The 23,038-nt window shown below is 35.3% G+C and carries 21 protein-coding genes; 6 read left to right on the forward strand and 15 right to left on the reverse strand.

Translation table 11 applies throughout. The features are described from left to right. Positions 1 to 313: 313 nt before the first annotated feature. Positions 314 to 952, forward strand: a complete 639-nt coding sequence (locus tag BFG57_RS08905) for an SIMPL domain-containing protein (RefSeq protein ID WP_069717140.1) — start codon at positions 314 to 316, stop codon at positions 950 to 952. Between the two features lie 163 nt (positions 953 to 1,115). On the opposite strand, the gene BFG57_RS08910 is transcribed toward BFG57_RS08905, so the two are convergent. Continuing rightward, entirely contained in the window at positions 1,116 to 3,599 is a 2,484-nt protein-coding gene (locus BFG57_RS08910) for a U32 family peptidase (protein WP_425388495.1), read from the reverse strand. 365 nt (positions 3,600 to 3,964) lie between these two features. Here BFG57_RS08910 and BFG57_RS08915 point away from each other — a divergent pair, with 365 nt between their 5' ends. Then, on the forward strand, positions 3,965 to 5,584 hold the full coding sequence (locus BFG57_RS08915; protein WP_069717142.1) for an ABC-F family ATP-binding cassette domain-containing protein: 1,620 nt from the start codon (positions 3,965 to 3,967) through the stop codon (positions 5,582 to 5,584). 46 nt (positions 5,585 to 5,630) lie between these two features. On the opposite strand, the gene BFG57_RS08920 is transcribed toward BFG57_RS08915, so the two are convergent. From BFG57_RS08920 to BFG57_RS08940, 5 genes are all read right to left on the reverse strand, one after another. Then, the gene (locus tag BFG57_RS08920; RefSeq protein ID WP_069717143.1) at positions 5,631 to 5,903 is read right to left on the reverse strand and encodes a DNA-directed RNA polymerase subunit alpha C-terminal domain-containing protein; all 273 of its coding nucleotides are present in this window, start codon (positions 5,901 to 5,903) and stop codon (positions 5,631 to 5,633) included. Positions 5,904 to 6,091: 188 nt separating this feature from the next. Next, complete coding sequence (gene bshB2 / locus BFG57_RS08925; protein ID WP_069717144.1) at positions 6,092 to 6,760, reverse strand: bacillithiol biosynthesis deacetylase BshB2; 669 nt, start codon at positions 6,758 to 6,760, stop codon at positions 6,092 to 6,094. 26 nt (positions 6,761 to 6,786) lie between these two features. After that, positions 6,787 to 7,134 (reverse strand): YojF family protein, encoded by a 348-nt coding sequence (locus tag BFG57_RS08930; protein WP_069717145.1) that lies wholly within the window; start codon positions 7,132 to 7,134, stop codon positions 6,787 to 6,789. Positions 7,135 to 7,293: 159 nt separating this feature from the next. Then, entirely contained in the window at positions 7,294 to 8,037 is a 744-nt protein-coding gene (locus tag BFG57_RS08935) for an SDR family oxidoreductase (protein WP_069717146.1), read from the reverse strand. 89 nt (positions 8,038 to 8,126) lie between these two features. Continuing rightward, positions 8,127 to 9,299, reverse strand: a complete 1,173-nt coding sequence (locus BFG57_RS08940; protein ID WP_069717147.1) for a MalY/PatB family protein — start codon at positions 9,297 to 9,299, stop codon at positions 8,127 to 8,129. Positions 9,300 to 9,428: 129 nt separating this feature from the next. Here BFG57_RS08940 and BFG57_RS08945 point away from each other — a divergent pair, with 129 nt between their 5' ends. Beyond that, positions 9,429 to 10,355 (forward strand): CobW family GTP-binding protein, encoded by a 927-nt coding sequence (locus tag BFG57_RS08945; protein WP_069717148.1) that lies wholly within the window; start codon positions 9,429 to 9,431, stop codon positions 10,353 to 10,355. Positions 10,356 to 10,388: 33 nt separating this feature from the next. Here the strand turns inward: BFG57_RS08945 and BFG57_RS08950 are convergent, their stop codons facing one another. Next, entirely contained in the window at positions 10,389 to 11,180 is a 792-nt protein-coding gene (locus BFG57_RS08950) for an aldo/keto reductase (protein WP_069717296.1), read from the reverse strand. Positions 11,181 to 11,473: 293 nt separating this feature from the next. On the opposite strand from BFG57_RS08950, the gene BFG57_RS08955 reads away from it, so the two are divergent. Then, entirely contained in the window at positions 11,474 to 12,229 is a 756-nt protein-coding gene (locus BFG57_RS08955; RefSeq protein ID WP_069717149.1) for an AAA family ATPase, read from the forward strand. A gap of 97 nt (positions 12,230 to 12,326) precedes the next feature. Here the strand turns inward: BFG57_RS08955 and BFG57_RS08960 are convergent, their stop codons facing one another. Beyond that, the gene (locus BFG57_RS08960) at positions 12,327 to 12,581 is read right to left on the reverse strand and encodes a hypothetical protein (protein ID WP_069717150.1); all 255 of its coding nucleotides are present in this window, start codon (positions 12,579 to 12,581) and stop codon (positions 12,327 to 12,329) included. 196 nt (positions 12,582 to 12,777) lie between these two features. Then, the gene (locus tag BFG57_RS08965) at positions 12,778 to 13,575 is read right to left on the reverse strand and encodes a DUF169 domain-containing protein (RefSeq protein WP_069717151.1); all 798 of its coding nucleotides are present in this window, start codon (positions 13,573 to 13,575) and stop codon (positions 12,778 to 12,780) included. Positions 13,576 to 13,697: 122 nt separating this feature from the next. On the opposite strand from BFG57_RS08965, the gene BFG57_RS19400 reads away from it, so the two are divergent. Beyond that, on the forward strand, positions 13,698 to 13,832 hold the full coding sequence (locus tag BFG57_RS19400) for a hypothetical protein (RefSeq protein WP_281186644.1): 135 nt from the start codon (positions 13,698 to 13,700) through the stop codon (positions 13,830 to 13,832). 14 nt (positions 13,833 to 13,846) lie between these two features. Here the strand turns inward: BFG57_RS19400 and BFG57_RS08970 are convergent, their stop codons facing one another. Genes BFG57_RS08970 through BFG57_RS08985 form a run of 4 tightly spaced genes read right to left on the reverse strand, consistent with a single transcriptional unit; the run spans position 13,847 to position 17,739 of the window. Next, a complete protein-coding gene (locus BFG57_RS08970) occupies positions 13,847 to 14,731 on the reverse strand; it encodes a metal ABC transporter permease (RefSeq protein ID WP_069717152.1) in 885 nt (294 codons plus the stop codon). After that, on the reverse strand, positions 14,728 to 16,044 hold the full coding sequence (locus BFG57_RS08975; protein ID WP_342670293.1) for a metal ABC transporter permease: 1,317 nt from the start codon (positions 16,042 to 16,044) through the stop codon (positions 14,728 to 14,730). The genes BFG57_RS08970 and BFG57_RS08975 overlap by 4 nt, the downstream gene beginning before the upstream one ends. An 11-nt stretch (positions 16,045 to 16,055) precedes the next feature. Next, entirely contained in the window at positions 16,056 to 16,802 is a 747-nt protein-coding gene (locus tag BFG57_RS08980) for a metal ABC transporter ATP-binding protein (protein WP_069717153.1), read from the reverse strand. A gap of 13 nt (positions 16,803 to 16,815) precedes the next feature. Beyond that, complete coding sequence (locus BFG57_RS08985; RefSeq protein ID WP_069717154.1) at positions 16,816 to 17,739, reverse strand: metal ABC transporter solute-binding protein, Zn/Mn family; 924 nt, start codon at positions 17,737 to 17,739, stop codon at positions 16,816 to 16,818. Between the two features lie 434 nt (positions 17,740 to 18,173). Here BFG57_RS08985 and BFG57_RS08990 point away from each other — a divergent pair, with 434 nt between their 5' ends. After that, entirely contained in the window at positions 18,174 to 18,611 is a 438-nt protein-coding gene (locus BFG57_RS08990) for a GNAT family N-acetyltransferase (protein WP_069717155.1), read from the forward strand. 242 nt (positions 18,612 to 18,853) lie between these two features. Here the strand turns inward: BFG57_RS08990 and odhB are convergent, their stop codons facing one another. Further along, a complete protein-coding gene (odhB, locus tag BFG57_RS08995) occupies positions 18,854 to 20,125 on the reverse strand; it encodes a 2-oxoglutarate dehydrogenase complex dihydrolipoyllysine-residue succinyltransferase (RefSeq protein ID WP_069717156.1) in 1,272 nt (423 codons plus the stop codon). Between the two features lie 13 nt (positions 20,126 to 20,138). Beyond that, on the reverse strand, positions 20,139 to 22,970 hold the full coding sequence (locus tag BFG57_RS09000) for a 2-oxoglutarate dehydrogenase E1 component (protein WP_069717157.1): 2,832 nt from the start codon (positions 22,968 to 22,970) through the stop codon (positions 20,139 to 20,141). Positions 22,971 to 23,038 lie beyond the last annotated feature (68 nt).

Below are 23,038 nucleotides of genomic sequence, written 5' to 3' on the forward strand. Positions count from 1 at the left end.
TTGCTACATTCACAATTTTATAATCCTTATACACTTCAATTTTGTGATTATTTTCACAAAATAAAACCCGAGTGTTTGCAATAACCATCATTATAGCACTAGTATTCTTATATATTTCACCAAGTTAGTGATTGTTTGTTACAATCACGTGAATCCTACTGAGCTATTACAATATTTTAAAATAAACTCTATCAAAATAATAAACTAATCTTATATTATACTTAATTGCTTTAAGGTTATCTTATATTTTCATACATACCATTTTGTAGAAGTCATATTATTAAAACAAGGATTGAAGAAGGTGAGGATAAATATGATTTCGAAACCAAAAACTATTACCACACTTCATACTACTGGTATAGGAACAGTATATGTAGTTCCAAATCAAGCAATTGTAACCTTAGGTGTTATTACTGAGGGAACCAGCTTAACGGATGCTCAAAATGAAAATTCGCGTCTCACAAATAATGTGATAAATGGCTTAGGAAAATTAGGCATTCCGAACAATAATATTCAAACATCAAATTATCGAATTTATCCAAAGTATGATTATAAAGATGGAATTCAAATTTTCCAAGGCTTTACTGTAACACATTTATTAAAAATTACTGTAGATGAGATTGACAAAACAGGACTAGTCGTTGATACATCAGTTAAACAGGGTGCTAATCAAGTAACAAATATTCAACTTACTATTTCAAACGAAGATTGGTATTATCAAGAGGCATTATCAAAAGCTGTTTGTAATGCGCAATATGAGGCAAATGTGATTGCTAGAACGATCGGAATATTATTAAATCCGGTACCTCATAAAGTCACAGAGATCTCAAATTCACCAACACCTTATCCCAGTTCTCGTGTCCTCTCTGCTACAAGTGAAACGACACCGATCAGCACAGGCCAAATAAAAATCGATGCATCTGTAAAAGCAGATTTTTTTGCGTATTGTTAATAGAGATTATCAATAGCGACTGATTAACTATGAATATGACCTTCGTTAAGGGAATTTTTTTACACAGACATAGACATTGCACTTCATTAATAGTTAGCAATATTTTCATAAAAAAGAGGTTGCGCATTTATAATCATAACTTTGCAACCTCTGTTAAGTGTATTTAATTAATTAATTGACCTCGTGTAACCCCTAGTTGATTAGTTGCCTTCAACTTGCGCCATACACTTGTACCATCACGCTTCCCTTCAAGCGCTTCTTTGTACAAATTGATCACTTCTTCAACTTTTTCTCCACTTTCTTCAAGGAATTCAATACGATAATTTTGTACTCCTAATTCCTTGAAGTTTGTAATATATTCTGCTCCCGACTGTTCAATCGCATTATATACTGTATTCCGACATCCAATATCAACTCGAACAGGATGGGACATACCAATACGGTCTTGTAATGATACTCGATGTTCTTCACACGGTCTACCACAATTCGTATAATCTGTACCTTCACTCAAAAATGTGCAATATACACAATGTTCTGTATGGAACATCGGTAAGTGTTGGTGAATTACCATCTCAATCTTATCACTTTGTGCTACTTCTAACATATCTACGACTTGTTGTATGTTTAGATCATAAGATGGTGTAACACGCTTTAAACCACGTTCTAAAAACAAATCAACTGCTCGATGATTTGCAATATTTAGTGAAAAGTCGCCAATCAGTGGAATATTTAAATTTTTCGTTGTAAAGTACTGAACTGCACCTAAACTACGAACAAGAATAGCATCTGGGTTTGATTTCAACATACCATTTAAAATCCCGTTTTCTCCAGGCATATGAATTCGTGGAGTAGCAAGTGCAATTTGCTTTCCATATTGATGGGCTTTCTCTACTGCTTGCGGATAATCCGTCGTAAATTCAAAGTCTGCATAGATCCATGTTATATCTGTTTTACACGCCGCTTCAATTTGTTCCATCGAACGGCACAATGGGATTAAGTTAGGTTGTGTTATTGGCTCTATCTGTTTTACTTCTGATCGATTAGTGTCAACTGCATTTTTCGTATACTGACGAGGTTGCTGTCTTAACTCTAATAATTGCTCCACAGCTTCTCGACGTATTCTGTTTAATTCCTTAACCGGAACAATAACTTCTCCATTCAAGTCACTCTCAATTGTATCTAATTCAAATAGTGTGCCACCTAAACGTCCAAATTGCTCACCTAAATATTGTAACGTTAACGGTCGTTTCATCGCTTGTTCTAATTCCTTGCTCGATTGAACAGTAACTATATTTCCGTTTGTAGCATCCGTCCATTTACTAGTTAATAGTTGACCAACTTCTCCACTTACATGCACTTGAAGTGGGAACAGATGGTGAGCTTGCTCAACTTCATACGTTTTTCGAAGGCGATTATTTAATTCCTGATCACTTGTTTTCCATATTTTATCTCCGATATGAACTTTCGTTAAGTTTACATCATGTCGACCAAGTACAATCTCGATCTTACCTCCACTTACTTCGCCATCAACTTTATTACCTTTTTTCCTTAAGTCATATACACGTCCGCCCTCTTCCTTCTGATCTGGACGGCCAGCATCAAAAACAATTCCATCTCCACGTTTAAGAGGTGCTTCAATTTCACATAAAATTGCGTCCTTTAAAACTTTCTTAACTGTTCCAAGATAGACACCTCGACTCTTCGGATATGTGCCATCCAATAGTTCTTTATTATTCGTCCCTTTCAAGAAACCGTATGTGAAACCACGACTGAAACTTTGTTGTAATTCCCTAATTTCTTCAGTTGAAGGACTATAACCTGAATCCATGAAATACTCATCAATTGCTTTACGATATTTACTTACAACATTCGCAACATATTCTGGTGATTTCAATCGCCCTTCAATTTTAAATGAATACACACCTGCTTCAATTAACTCTGGCACAATTTCTAATGCTGCTAAGTCCTTCGGAGATAAAACATATGAGATATCACCCATTTCCTTCACTTCACCATCAACTTCCAAATCGTATGGCAATCGACAGGCTTGGGCACATTCTCCGCGATTCGCAGATCTTCCGCCCCACATTTCAGATGTTAAACATTGACCAGAATATGATACACATAATGCACCATGAACAAATACTTCTAATGGAACGTTTGATTTTTCAGCGATCTTCTTAATATGTTTCTCATTATTCTCACGACCAAGTACAACAACACTTAAATCATGTGGTTTCAAAAACTCAACTGCCTCTGGGGAAGTTACGGTCATTTGAGTTGAACCATGAATCGGAAAATCAGGTGATATTTCTCTTATCAGTTGTACAATACCCATATCTTGAACAATTAGTGCATCTACTCCTGCATCCATACATGCTTCAATTAACACTCTCGCTTCGTCAAGCTCATTCTCAAACACTAAAATATTAAACGTTACATAACCACGAACGCCATACTTATGCAAATATGCCATAATATCAGGAAGTTCATCCATTTGAAAGTTCTTCGCTCGCACACGAGCATTATATTTATCAACACCGAAGTAGACTGCATCAGCACCGTTTGCAACAGCAGCACGTAAACACTCCCAATTACCAGCAGGGGCTAATAGCTCTACACTCTTTTGCTTAGTTAATTTCAAAATTTATTCAATCCTTCCACTTATAGAGGATGTTCAAAAAGTACGGGAAAAATGACTGTTGAATACCTGAGTTGATTTGCTTTTCCACTCCACATGTATCCTACAAACGTACACTCGGTACTCAATCCTTCGTCACCTTGTTCTTCTCCACCCTTTTTGTCCTCCTTTTTGAACACACACTTATACTATCCAACACTTCATTTTACTTTAATCTTTTCAAAAAAGGTATATTTTTTTCTGTTTCATAATGATATAGAAACATGACCTTTCTACAATTTTTCACTATGTTTCTCTTACTCATACTCGCTTCAAGGTATTAATAATGATATAATTTGTTGGAACTTTCTATTTTGGAGGATATTTGAATTATGATTACTGTAAATAATGTTGGTTTACGCTTTGGTGGTCGTAAGCTATTTGAAGATGTAAATATTAAATTCACGCCTGGGAACTGTTATGGTCTTATCGGTGCAAATGGAGCTGGGAAATCTACTTTCTTAAAGATTTTATCTGGTGATATTGAGGCACAATCTGGTGACGTACACATGAACCCAGGTGAACGTCTTGCTGTTTTGAAACAAGATCACTTTGAATATGAAGAATTCGAAGTGTTAAAAACAGTTATTATGGGTTATGAGCGTCTTTATGAAGTGATGCAAGAAAAAGATGCCATTTATATGAAGGGTGATTTCTCTGAAGAAGATGGTATGAGAGCAGCTGAGCTTGAAGGTGAATTCGCTGAAATGAATGGTTGGGAAGCTGAGTCTGATGCTGCAATTTTGTTGAAGGGACTAGGCATTTCTGAGGATCTTCATACTAAGAAAATGGCTGAATTAACAGGTGGAGAAAAGGTCAAAGTACTTTTAGCACAAGCTTTATTTGGTAAACCAGATGTACTTTTATTAGATGAGCCTACAAACCATCTTGACATCAAAGCGATTCAATGGCTTGAAGAATTTTTAATTAACTTTGAAAATACCGTTATCGTTGTCTCACATGACCGACACTTCTTAAATAAAGTGTGTACACATATTGCTGACCTAGACTATGGTAAAATCCAAATCTTCGTTGGTAACTATGATTTCTGGTATGAATCAAGCCAACTAGCAACAAAAATGCAACAAGATCAAAATAAGAAAAAAGAAGAAAAGATTAAAGAACTTCAAAACTTCATTGCTCGCTTTAGTGCAAATGCATCGAAATCTAAACAAGCGACATCACGTAAAAAGTTGCTAGATAAAATTACTCTTGATGATATTCAACCCTCATCACGTCGTTATCCATTTGTTGGGTTCACACCTGATCGTGAAATTGGAAATGACTTATTACGTATAGAAGGTCTTACGAAAACAATCGATGGTGAAAAAGTCTTAGACAATGTTACATTTACGATGAATAAAGATGACAAAATCGCACTTGTTGGACCAAATGAAATTGCAAAGACTACACTTCTTAAAATCTTAACAGGTGAAATGGAAGCTGATAGTGGTACATTCAAATGGGGTGTAACGACAAGTCAATCCTACTTCCCGAAAGATAACTCTGAATTCTTTGAGGGTGTTGACTTGAACTTAGTTGATTGGTTACGTCAATATTCACCTCAAGATGATACAGAAACATTTTTACGTGGTTTCCTAGGTAGAATGTTGTTTAGTGGGGATGAAGTATTGAAAAAAGCAAGTGTTCTTTCTGGTGGTGAGAAAGTACGATGCATGCTTTCTAAAATGATGCTAAGTGGAGCTAATGTGATTCTTCTTGATGAACCTACTAACCACTTAGACCTTGAATCGATTACAGCATTAAACAATGGATTAATTAGTTTTAAAGGTTCGATGATCTTCTCTTCTCATGACCATCAATTTGTAGATACTATTGCAAATCGCATTATTGAACTTACACCAAATGGTTTAGTTGATAAAGCAATGAGCTATGATGAGTATTTACAAGATAAAGATGTTCAGAAGAAATTAGCGGAACTATATAACTAAAAAGATGAGCGGATAGCTGTACTTCAGCTTTCCGCTCATCTCATTATTATAACCATTTTAATAGTTCCGAAAGTTCATCTATACATTTTTCATGGATATTATGCATCCTTTGAATCTCAGCCATCGTTAAGTTACGCACTTGCCCAACCGAATGCACACCATGTTGTTTAAGTATCGTGTATGTACGAACAGTTAGTTGCATCTTCTCAATTGGCGTATCGTCTGTTAGTTTCATATGATAAATGATTTCATCTGATTCACTTCGTTGATCCCTATTGAATAGTAACATATACATCTTCTTTTTCACGGGTTTGTTCACTAAACTCGCCCCCTCTAATCAAACTGTAAAACCTGATCCTATTAATACCATATCTATAAATGGAAAGCAATGAATAATTTATCGAGACGACAATCATCTCATAATAAAAGAGTACAAACAAGAATGATAGCTTGTTGTACCCTTCTCTTTATATTGTACTCAAAATTATTTCGTTATAATAATCACTATTATTCATGAGATAAAGGATATGTCCAGAACCTCTCAGTCTTTAACCATTCAAATAATTGTTCATCATTCACCTTTTCTCTTGATTTCACAGCGGAAGAAAGACCTGAAACTTGTGATTGATGTGCATATATTGCCTTTTTCTTCTGTTCGATTACTTCACTAACATCTCTAACTATATCAGGATTTCCAAGTTCTTGTTCAGAGTTATGAGCAAATGCTACACCGTGAATAACAGGCCGATTATGAGCTGGCAAACGTTTAACTGCCTCGACAACTGCACTAGCCATTGCTTCATGATCAGGATGTACACAATAATTGGGATAGAATGTTATGATTAACGATGGATTTAGTTCATCAATCGCATCTGAAACCATTTTAATGATCTTTTCTTCATCTTCAAATTCGATCGTTTTATCATGTAGACCAAGCATACGCAAATCTTCTATCCCAACAGCCTTACAAGCTTCCTGTAATTCATTTTTTCGAATTTGAGGTAGAGATTCACGGGTTGCCGTTGGCGGCTGTCCCAAATTCCTCCCCATTTCTCCTAATGTCCCACACATATATGTGACAGGTATTCCTTGCTTTCGATATAAAGCTATTGACCCAGAAACGCCAAACGCTTCATCGTCTGGATGTGGAAAAATAACGAGTACATGCCTTTCCATTTTTGTTTACCACCTTTATGAATTAATTAACCAAATCTTGTTTCACTAATTTCTAATGCGGCTGCCAACTTCCCATCAGGTCCATGTCCTGCTAGTAGAAGTCGGTTTTTATCGTCAATCTCCCAATGTGTTAAACCTTCAGCATATACCCAACCTCCATCTAACTTCAATCCAACACGGTATGGTCCTTCACCAGCGATTTTTCCATTCGTATATGAAAGTTTGACATTACGTATAAATGCGCCTGCACTAAATGACTTTTCACCAGTAAAATTAGCATATGCTCCATTTGTCGTTTCAAGATGCAAATAAACGTCTTTATTTTGATAAGAATTAATCGCACCTTGCACTTGTTTTGTATCAATTGGCTGCAACAAGCTCACTCCTTACTTATCTACTACAATGATTTATATCCTCATCTTACTAAAACTTCTAATCACTTGTATAATGGTCTGCTCATAATTGCTATAATTCTAAAGAGAAAGGTACAAACGGTGTTGTTTGTACCTCTGTATTCTCAATTCACTATCATTTTATTTCTTAGATGGTCTAACGATAATTTCATTTACATTTACGTATTCAGGCTGTGTAACAGCGTATGTAACTGCATTTGCAATGTCATTTGCATCTAATATTTTTCTATCTTTATTTTTTTCTTTTATGCTTTCAATCACTTGCTCATCTGTAATATGATCCGCTAGCTCAGTTTGAACAGCACCTGGTGAGATATTCGTTACACGGACACTTGTTGTCGATAACTCTTTTTCCAATCCCATTGAAATGGCACGTACCGCATACTTCGTTGCACTATATACAACACTGGATGGAAACGTTTCATGCCCTGCAACTGATGAAACATTGACGATATGTCCCCTATCTTGCTCAAGCATTGATGGTAATGCAACATGAATACCATATAATACTCCTTTAATATTTACATCGATCATCTGATCCCATTCATTTACTTTATCCTTACTCATGAATGATAATAACATTACACCAGCATTGTTAATATAAATATCAATGCTTCCAAACTTATTTTTTGCTTGATTATACATGTTTTCGACGTCATCTTTATTTGTAACATCTGTCTCAACAATCAATACTTGTGATGATGTTGTTTGTTCAATTTCTTCAGCTAATTTTTCTAATTTTTCTTTACGACGCGCTGCTAGTACGACATTCGCTCCTTGCTCAGCTAGCTTAGATGCAATCGCTCTTCCGATCCCACTACTTGCACCTGTAATAATTGCTGTTTGATTTTCAAGATAACTCATGATGAAACCTCCATTTTATAAGTTGTTTTGTTTAAACATTTATTCACTTTAGTACTCGCTATGTGACTTTATGATTATTTAAGCACTTATTAACCTTGTACAGAATCAATTACTTGTTTTAATCGTTTTAATCCTTCTTGAATATGAGCTTTTTGCGTAGCAATATTCATTCGAATAAACCCTTGCCCATTCTCTCCAAACGTATAACCTTGATTCAAAGCAAGCTTTCCTTCTTTTAGTAGAGCACGTTCTAACTTTTTGTGTTCGACATTTAATGCGCGACAATCGATCCACAAAAGGTATGTCCCTTCAGGTTCAATAAGTCTTATTGATGGTAATTCTGTTTCGAGAAAATCCTTTACAAGTTTCACATTATCCTCTATATATTCCATTAGACTATCTAACCAAATTCCACCATGAGTATACGCTGCCTCCAATGCAGTTAGACCAAAAATATTTAATGCATACAAACCTTGTTTCTTTTTTTGATTATCAACTTTCTTACGTAAGCCATCGTTCGGAATAATCATATAAGCGGCTTGTGTACCTGCAAGGTTAAATGTCTTACTCGGAGCTAGACATGTGATACTTATATCAGCAAACTCTTTTGATATTGATGCAAATGGAACATGTTTTTGACCATTTAATGTTAAGTCCGCATGAATCTCATCACTAATGACTAAAATATTGTTCTTTATGCAAATGTCTCCAAGCTTCTGTAACTCATCCTTAGACCAGACCCTACCTACAGGGTTATGAGGGCTACATAGAATTAGCATTTTTGTTTCGTTGTCAATTATTTGTTCAAGATGATCAAAATCAATCTTATATTGACCATCTTCAAGCTTAAGTGGATTTAAGGACAGTACACGTTCATTATCTTCAACCATCCCAAAGAACGGATAATAAACTGGTGGTTGAATAATGATTTTATCTCCAACTTCTGTTAGTGCATGAATAATAGTGCTAATTGCTGGAACAACTCCAAGTATGAACGAAATCCAATCCTGGTTAATTTCCCACTGATGACGTTGAGAAAGCCATCCGGTTATTGATTGATAAGTGCTATCAGGAACATGTGGATAGCCATATATACCATGTTCTACTTTATCATTTAACGCTTCGATAACTGGTTGTGGAGCCGGAAAATCCATATCTGCTACCCACATTGGATGCAAATCTTGTTCACCGAAGTATTTATTTACACCATCCCATTTGGCAGAATCTGAACCCTTTCGATTATGTAACTGATCAAAATTCATAGCATCCTCCCTTTTATAAACATACACTACTACTAGTATAGGATAGGATACTCAAAAATGAAAAAGAAAACACTTATCTGACAATACTTCCTTTATCAATTATAATAAATAAGTTAGGAGGACTTAAACATGAAAACAGAAATATACATACTTGGTGGATTTCTAGGCAGTGGAAAAACAACGCTCCTTACAAATCTTCTTCAATATGAAAAAGAAAACAATCGAAAAGTGGCTGTTGTAATGAATGAAATTGGGCAAATTTCCATCGACTCTACAGTCGTTGAAGATGATACTCCTTTGAAAGAATTACTTAATGGGTGTGTATGCTGCTCATTACAAGATCAGTTTGAAGTACAATTAGAAGACTTACTACGTTCGAATGATTTAGACGTCATTTATATTGAGACCACTGGTGCTGCACACCCAATGGAAGTGTATGACGCTTGCCTGTCTCCAATATTCGCAAATACGGTAGATATGAGAGGCATTATTTCAATTGTTGATTTAAATAGATGGAAGAACCGTGAAAAATTAAGCCTTCAAATTCGCATGTTACTACTTGAGCAAATTAAACATGCAGATGTTCTCTTATTAAATAAAATGGATTTAGTTGAAAACGATGAACAAGCTGCATTATTATATGAAATTCAATCTATTAACCCGAAGGCGAAGACATTCTTCACTTCTTTTTCCAAAATTAACCCTACACACTTACTTAATACAAAATTGATTAAAAAAGAAGCATACAATGCAGCTCATATTACGAAACATTTAAATATGAAATCATTTGTATATACATTTCAATCTTCGATTAACAGAATTGATTTCGAAAATTTCTTAAGGTCTTTGCCTGATAATGTCTTTCGCATCAAAGGATTCATACAGTTCACTGATTCAACAACGATCTACTCTTTTCAATACTCGTATGGTGTTCCAACTTTATTGCCTGACTTAATGAAAATGCCGCTTACTCTGGTTTTCATTGGTGAAAGCATTAATCAAGATAAGATGATAACTGAACTTCAATTACTAGAACAAAAGAATCCAACTAAATGATAAAAACCGCTGGATGATCCAGCGGTTTTTATTTTACATCTTGTCATAAGGAAATTTATCGGGATCATATCCCGTTCGCTCGTTCTTATCTAAATTGGCCATTTGTTTCATTTCTTCTTCCGTTAAATTGAAATCATAAATATTTGCATTTTCGATGATACGTCTTTCATTACTTGATTTTGGAATTGTAATAATCTCATTTTGAATTTCCCAACGTAACGTTATTTGAGCTGGTGTTTTATTATATTTCATAGATAATCCTTGAATAATAGAGTTATCAAACACCTTACCACGCATTAGTGGTGCCCACGCTTCTATGAAGATATTATGTTCTTTACAAAAAGAATGAAGTTCTGGTTGTTGTAAATATGGGTGATATTCTACTTGGTTCACAACTGGCACTACTTCACTATTTTCCATAATGTCTTGTAAATGGTGAATGTGAAAATTACAAACTCCTATCGCTCTTACAGAACCATCTTTATATAACTTTTCTAATGCTTTCCATGTATCAATATACTTACCAGGCACAGGCCAGTGTATTAAATATAGATCAATATATTCTATTCCTAGTTTCTTTCTACTTCTCTCAAATGCTTTTATTGTTTCATCGTATCCTTGTTCGCTATTCCATACCTTTGTCGTAACAAATATGTCCTCTCTTTTCATTCCTGATTCTTCAATTGCTGTTCCTATCTCTTCTTCGTTATCATAAAACGATGCAGTATCAATTAGTCGATAACCATGTTTCATCGCGACTTTGACAGCGTCATTTGTTTCTTGAGAATGTGTCATTTTGTATGTACCCAATCCAAATGATGGCATGTGAACTCCATTATTTAATACTACACAATCTTTTATATTTCGAATCAATTTAGCTACCTCCTTAAAATGTAAATAATCATTTCTATTATCCTTCTTAGATTAGCTGATAATTAAATTTTACTCAATAAAATGGTGTTTAATCAGTTATAATTAGTTTGTTATAAAATAAATAAATGATATACAAAATACGGTATGTGAAATTTTCCAAATAAATGATATTTTCTTTTCATGAGAATGATTGCCATTCTTTTTTTATTCATTGTACAATTAACATTACTTTAGAGGTGATCTATATGGATCGAAATTTCAGCAATCAATATTTACGGACCATTGATTTAAAAAGAGAACAAATCCAATCATTCTCTTCCTATCCTTTTGATTTACCTGTTGTAGAAAATCTTCAAGAATTATCTCTACATCCGAAGGTAACGTACCTTATCGGTGAAAATGGGATGGGTAAATCAACACTATTAGAAGCAGTCGCTATTGCTATAGGGTTTAACCCTGAAGGTGGAACGTTCAATATTAATTTTTCAACTGAAAACACTCATTCTGAACTAGAGAAATATATTAAGCTTGTAAAAGGAACAAAAAAACCGAAAGATGGATTTTTCTTGAGAGCAGAATCATTCTATAATGTCGCAACTAATATTGATCAACTTGATCGAGATCCTGAAGGTGGCGGGAAAATTATTAATTCATTTGGTGGAAAATCACTGCATGAACAGTCGCATGGGGAAGCTTTTTTTTCAACATTTTTAAATAGGTTTGGGGGCAATGGTCTATACATTTTAGATGAACCAGAAGCAGCACTATCTCCATTACGACAGCTTTCCATGTTATCCCGAATTCATGATTTAGTGAACTTAAATTCCCAATTTATAATTGCTACCCATTCTCCAATAATAATGGCTTATCCTAATGCATTGATTTATGAACTAACATCAGATGGGATACGAGAAACAACTCTTGAAGCAACTCAACATTATCAAATTATGAAACAGTTTTTTGATGATCGAGAACGATTATTGTATCATTTACTTCAATAGTTCTCATTTTACGAGAAGGAGCAATTGTTACTGTTTCATAACAATTGCTCCTCGAATAAGTTATTCAACATGTTAACTAATAACAACTTAAATGCTGTTATTTATGATGAATGGCTTCTAGCGCTCTATGCTCATCTTCTTTTGCAACATAAAACTTGTATTCAACACCATAATTGTTATGTGTAAAACTTTCTCTCTGAGCTAAACTAACGTCTGATGCAACACGGAACTTAACGTTTGAACTTAACAATTTGCCCTTTATCTTATAATAGTTATCAAGGTGTAGTGAAGTGTAAACTAGTGTCCTTTTCCTAGAGAATAAATATTCAATACCATTAACAAGAAAGTTCATGAAATCCCCCTTTTTACTAAATCACAAAAGAAACGTACTTTACTGTCGTTTATATAAAAAGTAATTAATGCTATTATATTACAAATTAGGGTAATTTAAATTATTTTTAAATAAGATGTAATATAAGCACAATATGATATGTGAAATTTAAAAAAGGAAAAAGGATACGAATGAACTGTAAGTCACGTCTTAACTATTATTCTTCAAACATCTTATTTAACATCTGATACGTCTCTGGAAATTCTGCTTCATACTTTAAGTATGTTGGAATTGGATAGCGAACCCCACCTTTATGTGTTCCGTGTAATCCCTCAATAAATCCATCAATCATTGAAGCTGGAATTGTAAATGCCATTTCGTGATCTTGAGTTTGACCATAAATTCGATCTCCATAACAAGGTAAAATAACTTGAGGTTTATTTGTTTGTTTCGTTCGAACGATAAGATCAGCGCAATCAGCCCTAGATGAAAAACTAGAGGTAATCTCTCCTCCTGTTGTGTAAAGTGCCGCTGCTACCATTCTCATCACTTGCGCCGAGTTTGCATACATTACGAAAAGTTCAGGTTCAAAAGTGGTTCGTGTTAATGGTGCAATCAAGATTGTTCCTGCTTCTTGTTTCGAAAACTTCGGAACAGCATTTTCAGTTTTCTCACCTAATGAACACGTTTTAGTATACATTTGATTCGGTAGATTTCCTTTTTTATAAAAATCTACTTCATCTTCATAACCAAATGCAATTTTAGCAATTGGACAAGATTGATCTTCTGCCCCCATTGCCATTGCCCACCCGTAACGACGAGACATTGTGACTGCCTGACATATCGTAAATGTCGTGTGAAGGTCTTTTTTAGGTCTTTTAACCTTTGGTGGTAATAATTCTTCTTCATCCATAACCCTTATAGATAATGGAAATGTATCAGGGCGTACATATTTTTCAATCGCTTCATTTAATTGTTTAATTTTCTCTACATTTGCTATAACTGTTTCTTCCATTTCACATCCACTCCTCCAATTTTATATTTTCTTAATATTTTGACACTTAAATATGAAATCCTGCTTTTCATAGGACAATCTATGTTAATCATATAGTGATAGAAGAAAGAGGAGGTGGAAGGATGTTTAAAATGATTTGCTTCGTTACAATTTCATTACTACATGAATATTGGCTTTATCATCACCTTCCAACCGTTCATTATTATCAAATATGCAATAACATTATGAAAAAAAACAGCATGAAAAAACGCCATTAAATGGCGCTTTTTTATCATTGTGGTCTTGTTTGGATCTTTCTTCTGACAAGCCATTTCGATAACAATCCATGTGTAGGTGATAAGATAAAAGTAATCATGAATATAATACCTGCTGTTGTCGCCATAGCGCCAGAAATTGAAACATTCAAGAAAGTAGCACTATAATAACCTAATACCGCACTTAATGCACCAATTACGGCACTTAATAAAAGCATAACGTGCAATTTGTCAGTTAACAAATATGCAGTAGCTCCAGGAACGATTAACATAGCAACAACTAAAATCGCACCAACACTGTCAAACGAAGCAACTGTTGTAATTGAAACCATGCCCATTAACACATAATGTATGAACATTACTGGAATTCCAATCGCAGCAGCCATATGTGGGTCAAAAGAACAAATTTTAAACTCTTTGTAAAATAATATAATTAGTAATAGGTTAACGATGAGTACAAACCCTAACATCCATACAGCTGTCGGTCCTAGATCGATCCCCCTCCATACCCATGTATCCCAAGGAACAAACGTAATCTCTCCCATCAGGGCATGGTTTACATCTAAGTGCACATTACCTGCATAAATTGAAATTAAGATAACTCCAACAGCAAATAACGAGGTGAATACAACACCGATTGCAGCATCTGATTGTACACCACTAGAATCAAGCACTTGAACAAAGAATGCTGTCAAAAGCCCCACAATTGTCGCACCTATTAACATGTATATTCCATCTAAAGACTGACTAACTAAGAATGCTAACACGATCCCAAGGAGAACAGTATGACTAATCGCATCTGCTAGCATTGCCATTTTACGTAATATTAAGAAACAGCCCGTAATCCCACAAGTAATACCGACAAGAGATCCTGTAACTAATATCCAAGCTTCATAAGTCATATGCTCACCTCCTCATGTTTCATGTTCGCTCTTGAATGAAGTACAAGCTTCGGTTCTCTACCATATTGATGTAACAATTCCTTTAACCGTTCTGTTACATGATTAGGTAAGTTTGAAATTTCAAATCTCACACTATCATCATTCATTACATTAAATTCGCGTTCATGCATAAGAAATACTTCATGCATACGATATTGTAACGTTAATTCATGCGCAACCATCACACCATCATCTGTAAGCATGAGATGATTAGCTTCATTAAGATTCACAAAACCTTTACCTTCAAGCCTTTTTAATATTGATGTGAAGTATGTTTTAGAAATTGGTCGACGCTGATTTACTTGCTCAAAAGAAAATGTAGAAATTTCATTTTGTCTATTCTCTTCACATAATTCGTAAAGTGAAATAAGTACATTTTCTTTTGCGATTTGTGATTGAAGTTTGAAGTGACGAATAACCTTCATCGTTAATCCTCTTCGCGGTGCAAATAACAATGAGATAATAAACAAGATTGTAGCAGCGATGACTATAATTGGACCTGTTGCAAGTCCCTCAGACATCGTACTGATTATTGTTCCGAGTATACCTGAAATACCACCTATTGCTCCTGATAAAACGATCATCACACTTAACTTCTCAGTCCAATAACGTGCTGCAATTGCTGGTGTAATCAACATGGCTGACATTAATACAACACCTACTGCTTGAATACCAATTACAACTGCACCTACAATTAATACCATTAATAAAGCATTAAGACCTTTTACTGGTAATCCAAGGCCTTTCGCAAAGTTCACATCAAACGTCAATAGTTTAAACTCCTTGAAGAACAGAGCAGTAATCAACAACAGTACAACTGCTGATACTGTAATAAATTTCACATCACTTCCGACTAGCGATGCTGCCTGACCGAATATAAAATCATCAAGACCACTTTTATTACCAGTCGAACTTTGCGTTATTCTCGTTAATAAAACGATACCAAACCCGAAGAAAACAGTTAGAACAAGACCGATCGCTGTATCTTCTTTAATTCTAGAATTTTTCGATATTACTTGAATGAAATAAGTTGCGAGTAAGCCAAAAATCACTGCCCCTAGTAGAAAAAGAGGCATTGACTTCTCCCCATATAACATAAACGCAATACACACACCAGGTAATGCTGCATGTGCCATAGCATCACCTAGTAGGCTTTGCTTGCGAAGTAACGCAAAACTTCCTAGTACGCCACTAGTAATCCCTAACAATAATGTGCCTGTTAGAACCCATTGTGTGTTCGCATCTGCTAACATTGCAATAACCGATGAAATCAAGCTGCTCCCTCCTAATTTGTTATGATTGCGTTCCTCTGTTCCAAAAACGTCAATCTTCCTCCATACGTCTTTTGTAAATGATCAATTGTAAATACCTCATTAGTAGGTCCTATTTCAATAAGGCGCATATTTAGAAGCATCGTCCAATCAAAGTATTCGGGAACAGTTTGTAAGTCATGGTGAACAACAAGTACTGTCTTTCCTTGTTCTTTCAACTCATTCAATAGTGTAATAATTGCTTTCTCTGTCGCTGCATCTACCCCTACAAATGGTTCATCCATAAAATAGATTGTAGCGTCTTGTGCAAGTGCACGAGCCAAAAACACTCGTTGTTGTTGACCTCCTGAAAGTTGACTGATTTGTCGATTTGCATATGCACTCATTCCCACTTTATCAAGACATTCTTTTGCAAAATCAACATCTTTTTTAGATGGTCGTTTGACCCATCCAATGTGTCCATACCTTCCCATTAACACTACATCAAGTGCATTTGTTGGAAAATCCCAATCTACATCGCCACGTTGTGGAACATACCCAATCAACTTACGTTGTTTTTTATATGGCTTTCCATAAATATCGACGGTTCCACTTGCACGAGGAATTAATCCTAGAATTGCCTTAATAAGAGTTGATTTTCCAGCACCATTAGGGCCGACGATTCCGATTAATTTCCCTTCAGGAACTGTAAAGCTTACTTCTGATAACACAGGTTTTTTTTGATAAGCAACCGTCATATTTTCTACTTTAAGTGCATCCATATTTTTTCCCCTATCACTTTAAGTTTGTTGTTATCGTATTAATGTTGTGCTTATACATTCCAACATACGTACCTTCCTCTGTACCTTCTTCACCCATCGCATCTGAATATAACTCTCCACCAATTACAACATCATGACCACGTTCTCTAGCACCTTCGACTACTGCTTGAATAGAATTTTCTGAAATTGAACTTTCAATAAAGACGGCTTTAATTTCCCTTTCAACAAGTACATCTACAATATTTTGCACATCTTTCAAACCGAATTCTGAATCCGTACTTAAGCCTTGTAAACCTTCTACTTCCATTTCAAACGCATTACCGAAATAGCTAAAAGCATCATGAGCAGTTACAAGTACACGACTTTTTTCTGGAATTTCTGAAAGTCTCTCATTTGCAAATGCCTCTAATGCATCCAATTCTGCTTTATATTTCTCTGCATTTGCCAAATATTCTTCTTTATGTGCTTTGTCATATTCTCCTAAACCGTTTGCTACCTCATCAACAGCATATTTCCATAGATTAATATCAAACCATATGTGAGGATCGAATGCGTCCTTACCTTGTTTAATCAACTTATCTTCTGGTATCGCATGTGCAACAGCGTATGTTGGTTTTTGTGATTCCATCTTCTCAAATATTTCATTCATTTTACCTTCAAGGTGTAATCCATTATAAAAAATAATTTCTGCTTGATTTAATTTCTTAATATCATTTTGAGTAGCTTGATATAAATGTGGATCTGTTCCAGGTCCCATTAGGCTTGTAACCTCTACGTAATCTCCACCAACGTTTTTAACAAGATCTCCTACTTGAGCTGTAGTTGTTGTAATCATTAGTTTACCTTCATCAGATTGATTAACAACTTCACTTTGACTACATGCACCAAGTATGAACATAGAAAAAATTAAACTTAGACTCATTATCATTCTTTTCATTTTTGAACCTCCATTTTCCCTTATTTAATTATTTTTCCTAAGTGCAACATTACCATAAAAAAAATCTTATTTTTGCGAAACTCTCCCCTTTTACTAATTGACCATTAACTGTTATCAAACACCATTCCATTTACAATTACTTCAATTTAGTAGTTAAATAGTATTTTAAATGAGCACTTATTAGACAACACTAAGTTTTCTTGCTTAATCTAACAAGTTTGACCTAGTGCAACTTTTGATATTATCATATTCATTTTGGGCGAGAATGTCAATTATTTTCTGTTAATGTTTTATCTAAACTGCTAATAATCCAAAAATTAACGTCCTTTAATTATTATTAACAATAAAATCTCATTGAATGATTGAATAATATATTTCTTAATCTACATAATTGTGCTAATATTCCATTATTATAATTTAGGAGGTCTTTAATAATGCATATTACTAAAGCAACAATCAATGATTTAAAAGCTGCTACGGAACTATTTGATTTATATCGAGTATATTTTCGACAACCTTCTGATCAAGCTGGAGCAAGTAATTATTTAAAAGAGAGAATCGTTAATGAACAATCAGTCATTTACGTAGCGTTTGATGAAGATATTGCAGTAGGTATTGCACAGCTCTATCCTTCTTTTTCGTCAATCAAAATGAGAAGAACATGGGTGCTGAATGATTTATTCGTAAAAGAAAGCTATAGAGGACAAGGTATTGGCGAGAAGTTACTAAGGAGCGTTATTTCTTTTGCAAAAGAAACTAATGCAAAGGGCATATTGCTTGAAACAGAGGATGATAACTTTGGTGCGCAAAAGCTCTATAAAAGAATTGGATTTGAACGAGAAACAAACTATTATTATTTCTATACGATTTAAAGTTCCAAACTTTTCAACAGCCAAGCTTAACCTTACTTGTCACTAATAATTTTGTTGATGCAATTAAATACTGAATTACTTATTCTATAATTAATGACTTCATTTATCACGTATCTCCTGACGCAAAGACTCCCTAAACTTCATTATTGCTTCTTAAACTTTTGAAGAGAGCATCTATAATAAATTGACTCTCAGTTAGCAAAAAAATCCCTCAGCCCTTTGTAAGCTGAGGGATTGCTATATTAACCTTCTAGAAGAAGATTTTCTGGATCTTCAATCATTTCTTTAATTGCAACTAAGAATTGTACTGCTTCAGCGCCATCAACAATTCGATGGTCATAAGAAAGTGCGATGTACATCATCGGTCGAACTTCAACTTGTTCTGTTTTCTGATCTACTACTACTGGTCTTTTTTGGATCGTATGCATTCCTAAAATACCAACTTGTGGAGTATTTAAAATCGGCGTAGAATACAATGAACCAAAAACTCCACCGTTTGTAATCGTAAATGAACCACCTTGTAGCTCATTCAATGTAAGTTTATTATCTCTTGCTTTCTTTCCAAGTTCACCAATTTCAGCTTCAATTTCAGCAAAGCTAAGGCGATCAGCATCTCTTACAACAGGAACTACTAGACCTTCTTTTGCTGATACAGCAATACCAATGTCATAATATAATTTCTTAACAAGCTCATCTCCATCAATTTCCGCATTTAGAAGTGGGAATTGTTTCAATGCACCAACTACTGCTTTAGTAAAGAAAGACATAAATCCAAGTTTCACACCATGCTTATCTTGAAATGAATCTTTACGACGTTTACGTAGCTCCATAACAGCAGACATGTCAATTTCATTAAACGTTGTAAGCATTGCAGCTGTATGTTGTGCTTCAACAAGTCGTTTTGCAATTGTTTGGCGACGACGTGACATCTTAACTCGTTCAACTGGCTTGCCGTCATCTTTAGCAGGAGCAGTCGGTTGTTTTACTTGCTTTGGCTCTTCGATTTTTGAAGTAACTTTATTCATCGCAGCTTGTTCAATATCTTCTCTTCGAATACGACCAAGTGGATCACTACCATTAATCGTGTTTAGATCAATACCAAGTTCACGTGCGCGCTTACGAGCTGCAGGAGAAGCAATTGGTTGATTTGCCACTGTTGTTTCTTTTTTCTCATCAAGCTTAATAACAGCTTCCTGTTGTTTTTCATCAACTACTGGTTCGTTATTTTCAACAGTTACTTCTTCTTGTACATCATTTTTTGGTTCAATTACAGCAGCACCATTTTCAGAAATCTTTGCTATAATATCACCAACTTCAACCGTTTCACCTGGTTCTCTTAATAGTTCTGTGATCACACCATCATATTCACTATTTACTTCCAAGTTAATCTTATCCGTCTCTAACTCAACAATAGGATCACCTTTTTGAACTGTATCACCTACACCTTTCAACCATTCGGCAACTGTTCCTTCTGTTACGGATTCTGCTAGTTCTGGGACTTTTACTTCTCTCACTGTCGGTTCCTCCTTAGGCTCTCGTTAATACTGCATCGATAATTCGTTGCTGTTCTTTTTTATGAACGTCCGGTTCACCTGTTGCTGGACTTGAACGATCTGGTCTACCAATATATTTTACTTTCATTTTATCTTCAGCTAACTCATGGATACGAGGATACATATAATGCCAGCTTCCCATATTTTTCGGTTCTTCTTGTACCCAAACAATTTCTTCTAAGTTCGGATATTTATTCGTAATTTCTTTCAATTGCTTCTCTGGGAATGGATAAAGCTGTTCAACTCGAGCGATATGAAGCCATTCAAGATCTTTATCATCTAGTTTTTCAAGTTCCGTCGTAAGGTCAATCGCTACTTTCCCTGAGCAAAGTGCTAATCGAGTTACTTTGTCCGCTACTTTTCCTGTCTGAGGCTCATTCACAACTAGATTAAATCTTCCTTCACTTAGCTCTTCACCAGTCGAAGCGACACGAGAATTTCGGATTAGACTTTTTGGTGCCATTAAGATTAATGGACGCGCTTCATCTTTTGAAGTAATCGCAGCTTGGCGACGTAAAATATGGAAATATTGTGCAGCACTCGTTAAATTAGCTACTGTCCAGTTATTTTCTGCCGCAAGTGTCAAGAATCGTTCTAATCTTCCACTTGAATGCTCTGGTCCTTGTCCTTCATAACCATGTGGTAACATCATAACAAGTGATGATATTTGTCCCCATTTCGCACGACCTGCAGATATGAACTGATCGATGATTACTTGAGCTACATTAACGAAATCACCATATTGTGCTTCCCATAGAACTAACGTTTTTTTCGTTTCTACACTATAACCGTACTCAAATCCTAAAACAGCTGTTTCTGTTAATGGGCTATTGTGTACAGTAAATGATGCTTTTGCTTGTGGTAGCGTATGCATTGGTGAGAAAGTTTCGTTCGTCTCTACGTCATGTAAAACAACATGACGATGTGCAAACGTACCACGTTCACTATCTTGACCTGTTAAACGAATTGGTGTTCCATTTGCCAAAATTGATGCGAATGCAAGCGTTTCAGCTAATCCCCAGTCAACCGCCTTTCCTTCATCAAGTGCACTTCCTCTTCGCTTAAGGATTTTAGCGAGCTTAGGATAAACGTTGATATCTTTTGGCCAATTTAATAATTCTGCATTAATTTCTTTAAGTGTTTCCATTGGAACAGACGTATCAATTTCTGGAATTCCTTCTGCTACAGGTCTTGGAAGTTCCTTCTCTACAACTTCATCCGTCTTTTTATTTTTCTTTACCTCTTCAAAAATCTCACTTAATTTTGATTCAAACGCAACTTGTTGATTTTTTATTTCGTTTTCATCCATTACACCTTGTGACACTAATTTCTTTCCATAAATGTCCGTAACAGTAGGATGATTATTTATTTTTTTATACATTAATGGTTGAGTACCCATCGGGTCATCCATTTCATTGTGACCAAATCGTCGATAACCAACGAGATCAATTAAAATATCTTTTTTGAATTTTTTCCTATATGCGAACGCTAAGTTAATCGCTGAAATACAGTTCTCAGCATCATCTGCATTCACACGTATAATTGGAATCTCATAACCTTTTGCAACATCACTTGCATATTTCGTTGATCGGGAATCAAATCGATCAGTCGTAAAACCAACTAAGTTATTTGCAATAATGTGGATCGATCCACCTGTTTCATAACCACTCAAACGACTCATATTCAAGGTTTCCGTTACAACACCTTCACCTGGAAAAGCTGCATCACCATGAATTAAAATCGAAAATGCACGATTACTATCCTGCGTTGGTCTACCACTATCTTCACGATTTTCTTGTGCAGCTCTTGTATACCCTTCTACAACGGGATTTACAAACTCCAAGTGACTTGGGTTAGGAGCAAGTTTTACGTGCACACTTTTTTCCTGCTCACCACTGACATTACGATTTGCACCAAGGTGGTATTTCACATCACCTGTCCAACCATAGTTAATTCCTTTAGAACCTTCAGACGGAACGAGATCTTTATTAGGAGCTTTATGGAATTCAGCTAAAATTAGCTCATAAGGCTTTCCTAATACATGTGCTAATACATTTAAACGTCCACGATGCGCCATTCCGATAAAGATATCTTCAATACCGTCTTCACAACCTTGTTGGATCAACTCATCTAACATTGGGACGAGCATATCAAGTCCTTCGATTGAAAAACGTTTTTGTCCAACGAATGTTTTATGAAGAAATCTTTCAAAACCTTCTACTTCAATTAAACGTTTGAACACTTCAGTGCGCTCTTTATCGTTCCATGTTTGATAAACTTCTCCAGTTTCAACCATTCCGTACAACCATTCTCGTTCATTCTTGTCATAAACATGTGAAAATTCAAAAGCAATTGAGCCCGTAAAGATCTCTTTCATCTTTTCGATTGCTTCAAATGCATTTCGAACTGTTGAAGGTGCTTTTTCCCAAACAATTTCAGCTGGAATTGCTTTTAAGTCAGCTTCTGTAAGACCATACTTATCTAATTGGCTATAAGGTGTATTTCTTTCAAGATTCATATCGAATGGATATATATCTGCTTGAAGATGACCATATGTACGAATATCTTCTGCCAAATAAACTGCTGAAGCAGCTTTCTTCAAACTAGATGCATCGAATCCGCCACCTTTATTAGTAGCACTTGTTACATCATTATTCGGTGTTCCTGCTTGTTCAAACCATTCACGTATAGAAGGATCCACTGATTGTGGATCTTGTTCGAATTGCTCATACAAATCAAGCATATAACCTAAGTTAGGGCCATGAAATTCCTTCCATCTCTCATTACTTACACTTTGTTTACTCATGCGTGTTACAACCCCCAGTTTGTGTTTGCCGAATAAAAGCCCACTTTGTTCGACTTAAACGAATTACC

The organism is Bacillus solimangrovi (assembly GCF_001742425.1).
Lineage (GTDB): Bacteria > Bacillota > Bacilli > Bacillales > Bacillaceae_N > Bacillus_AV > Bacillus_AV solimangrovi.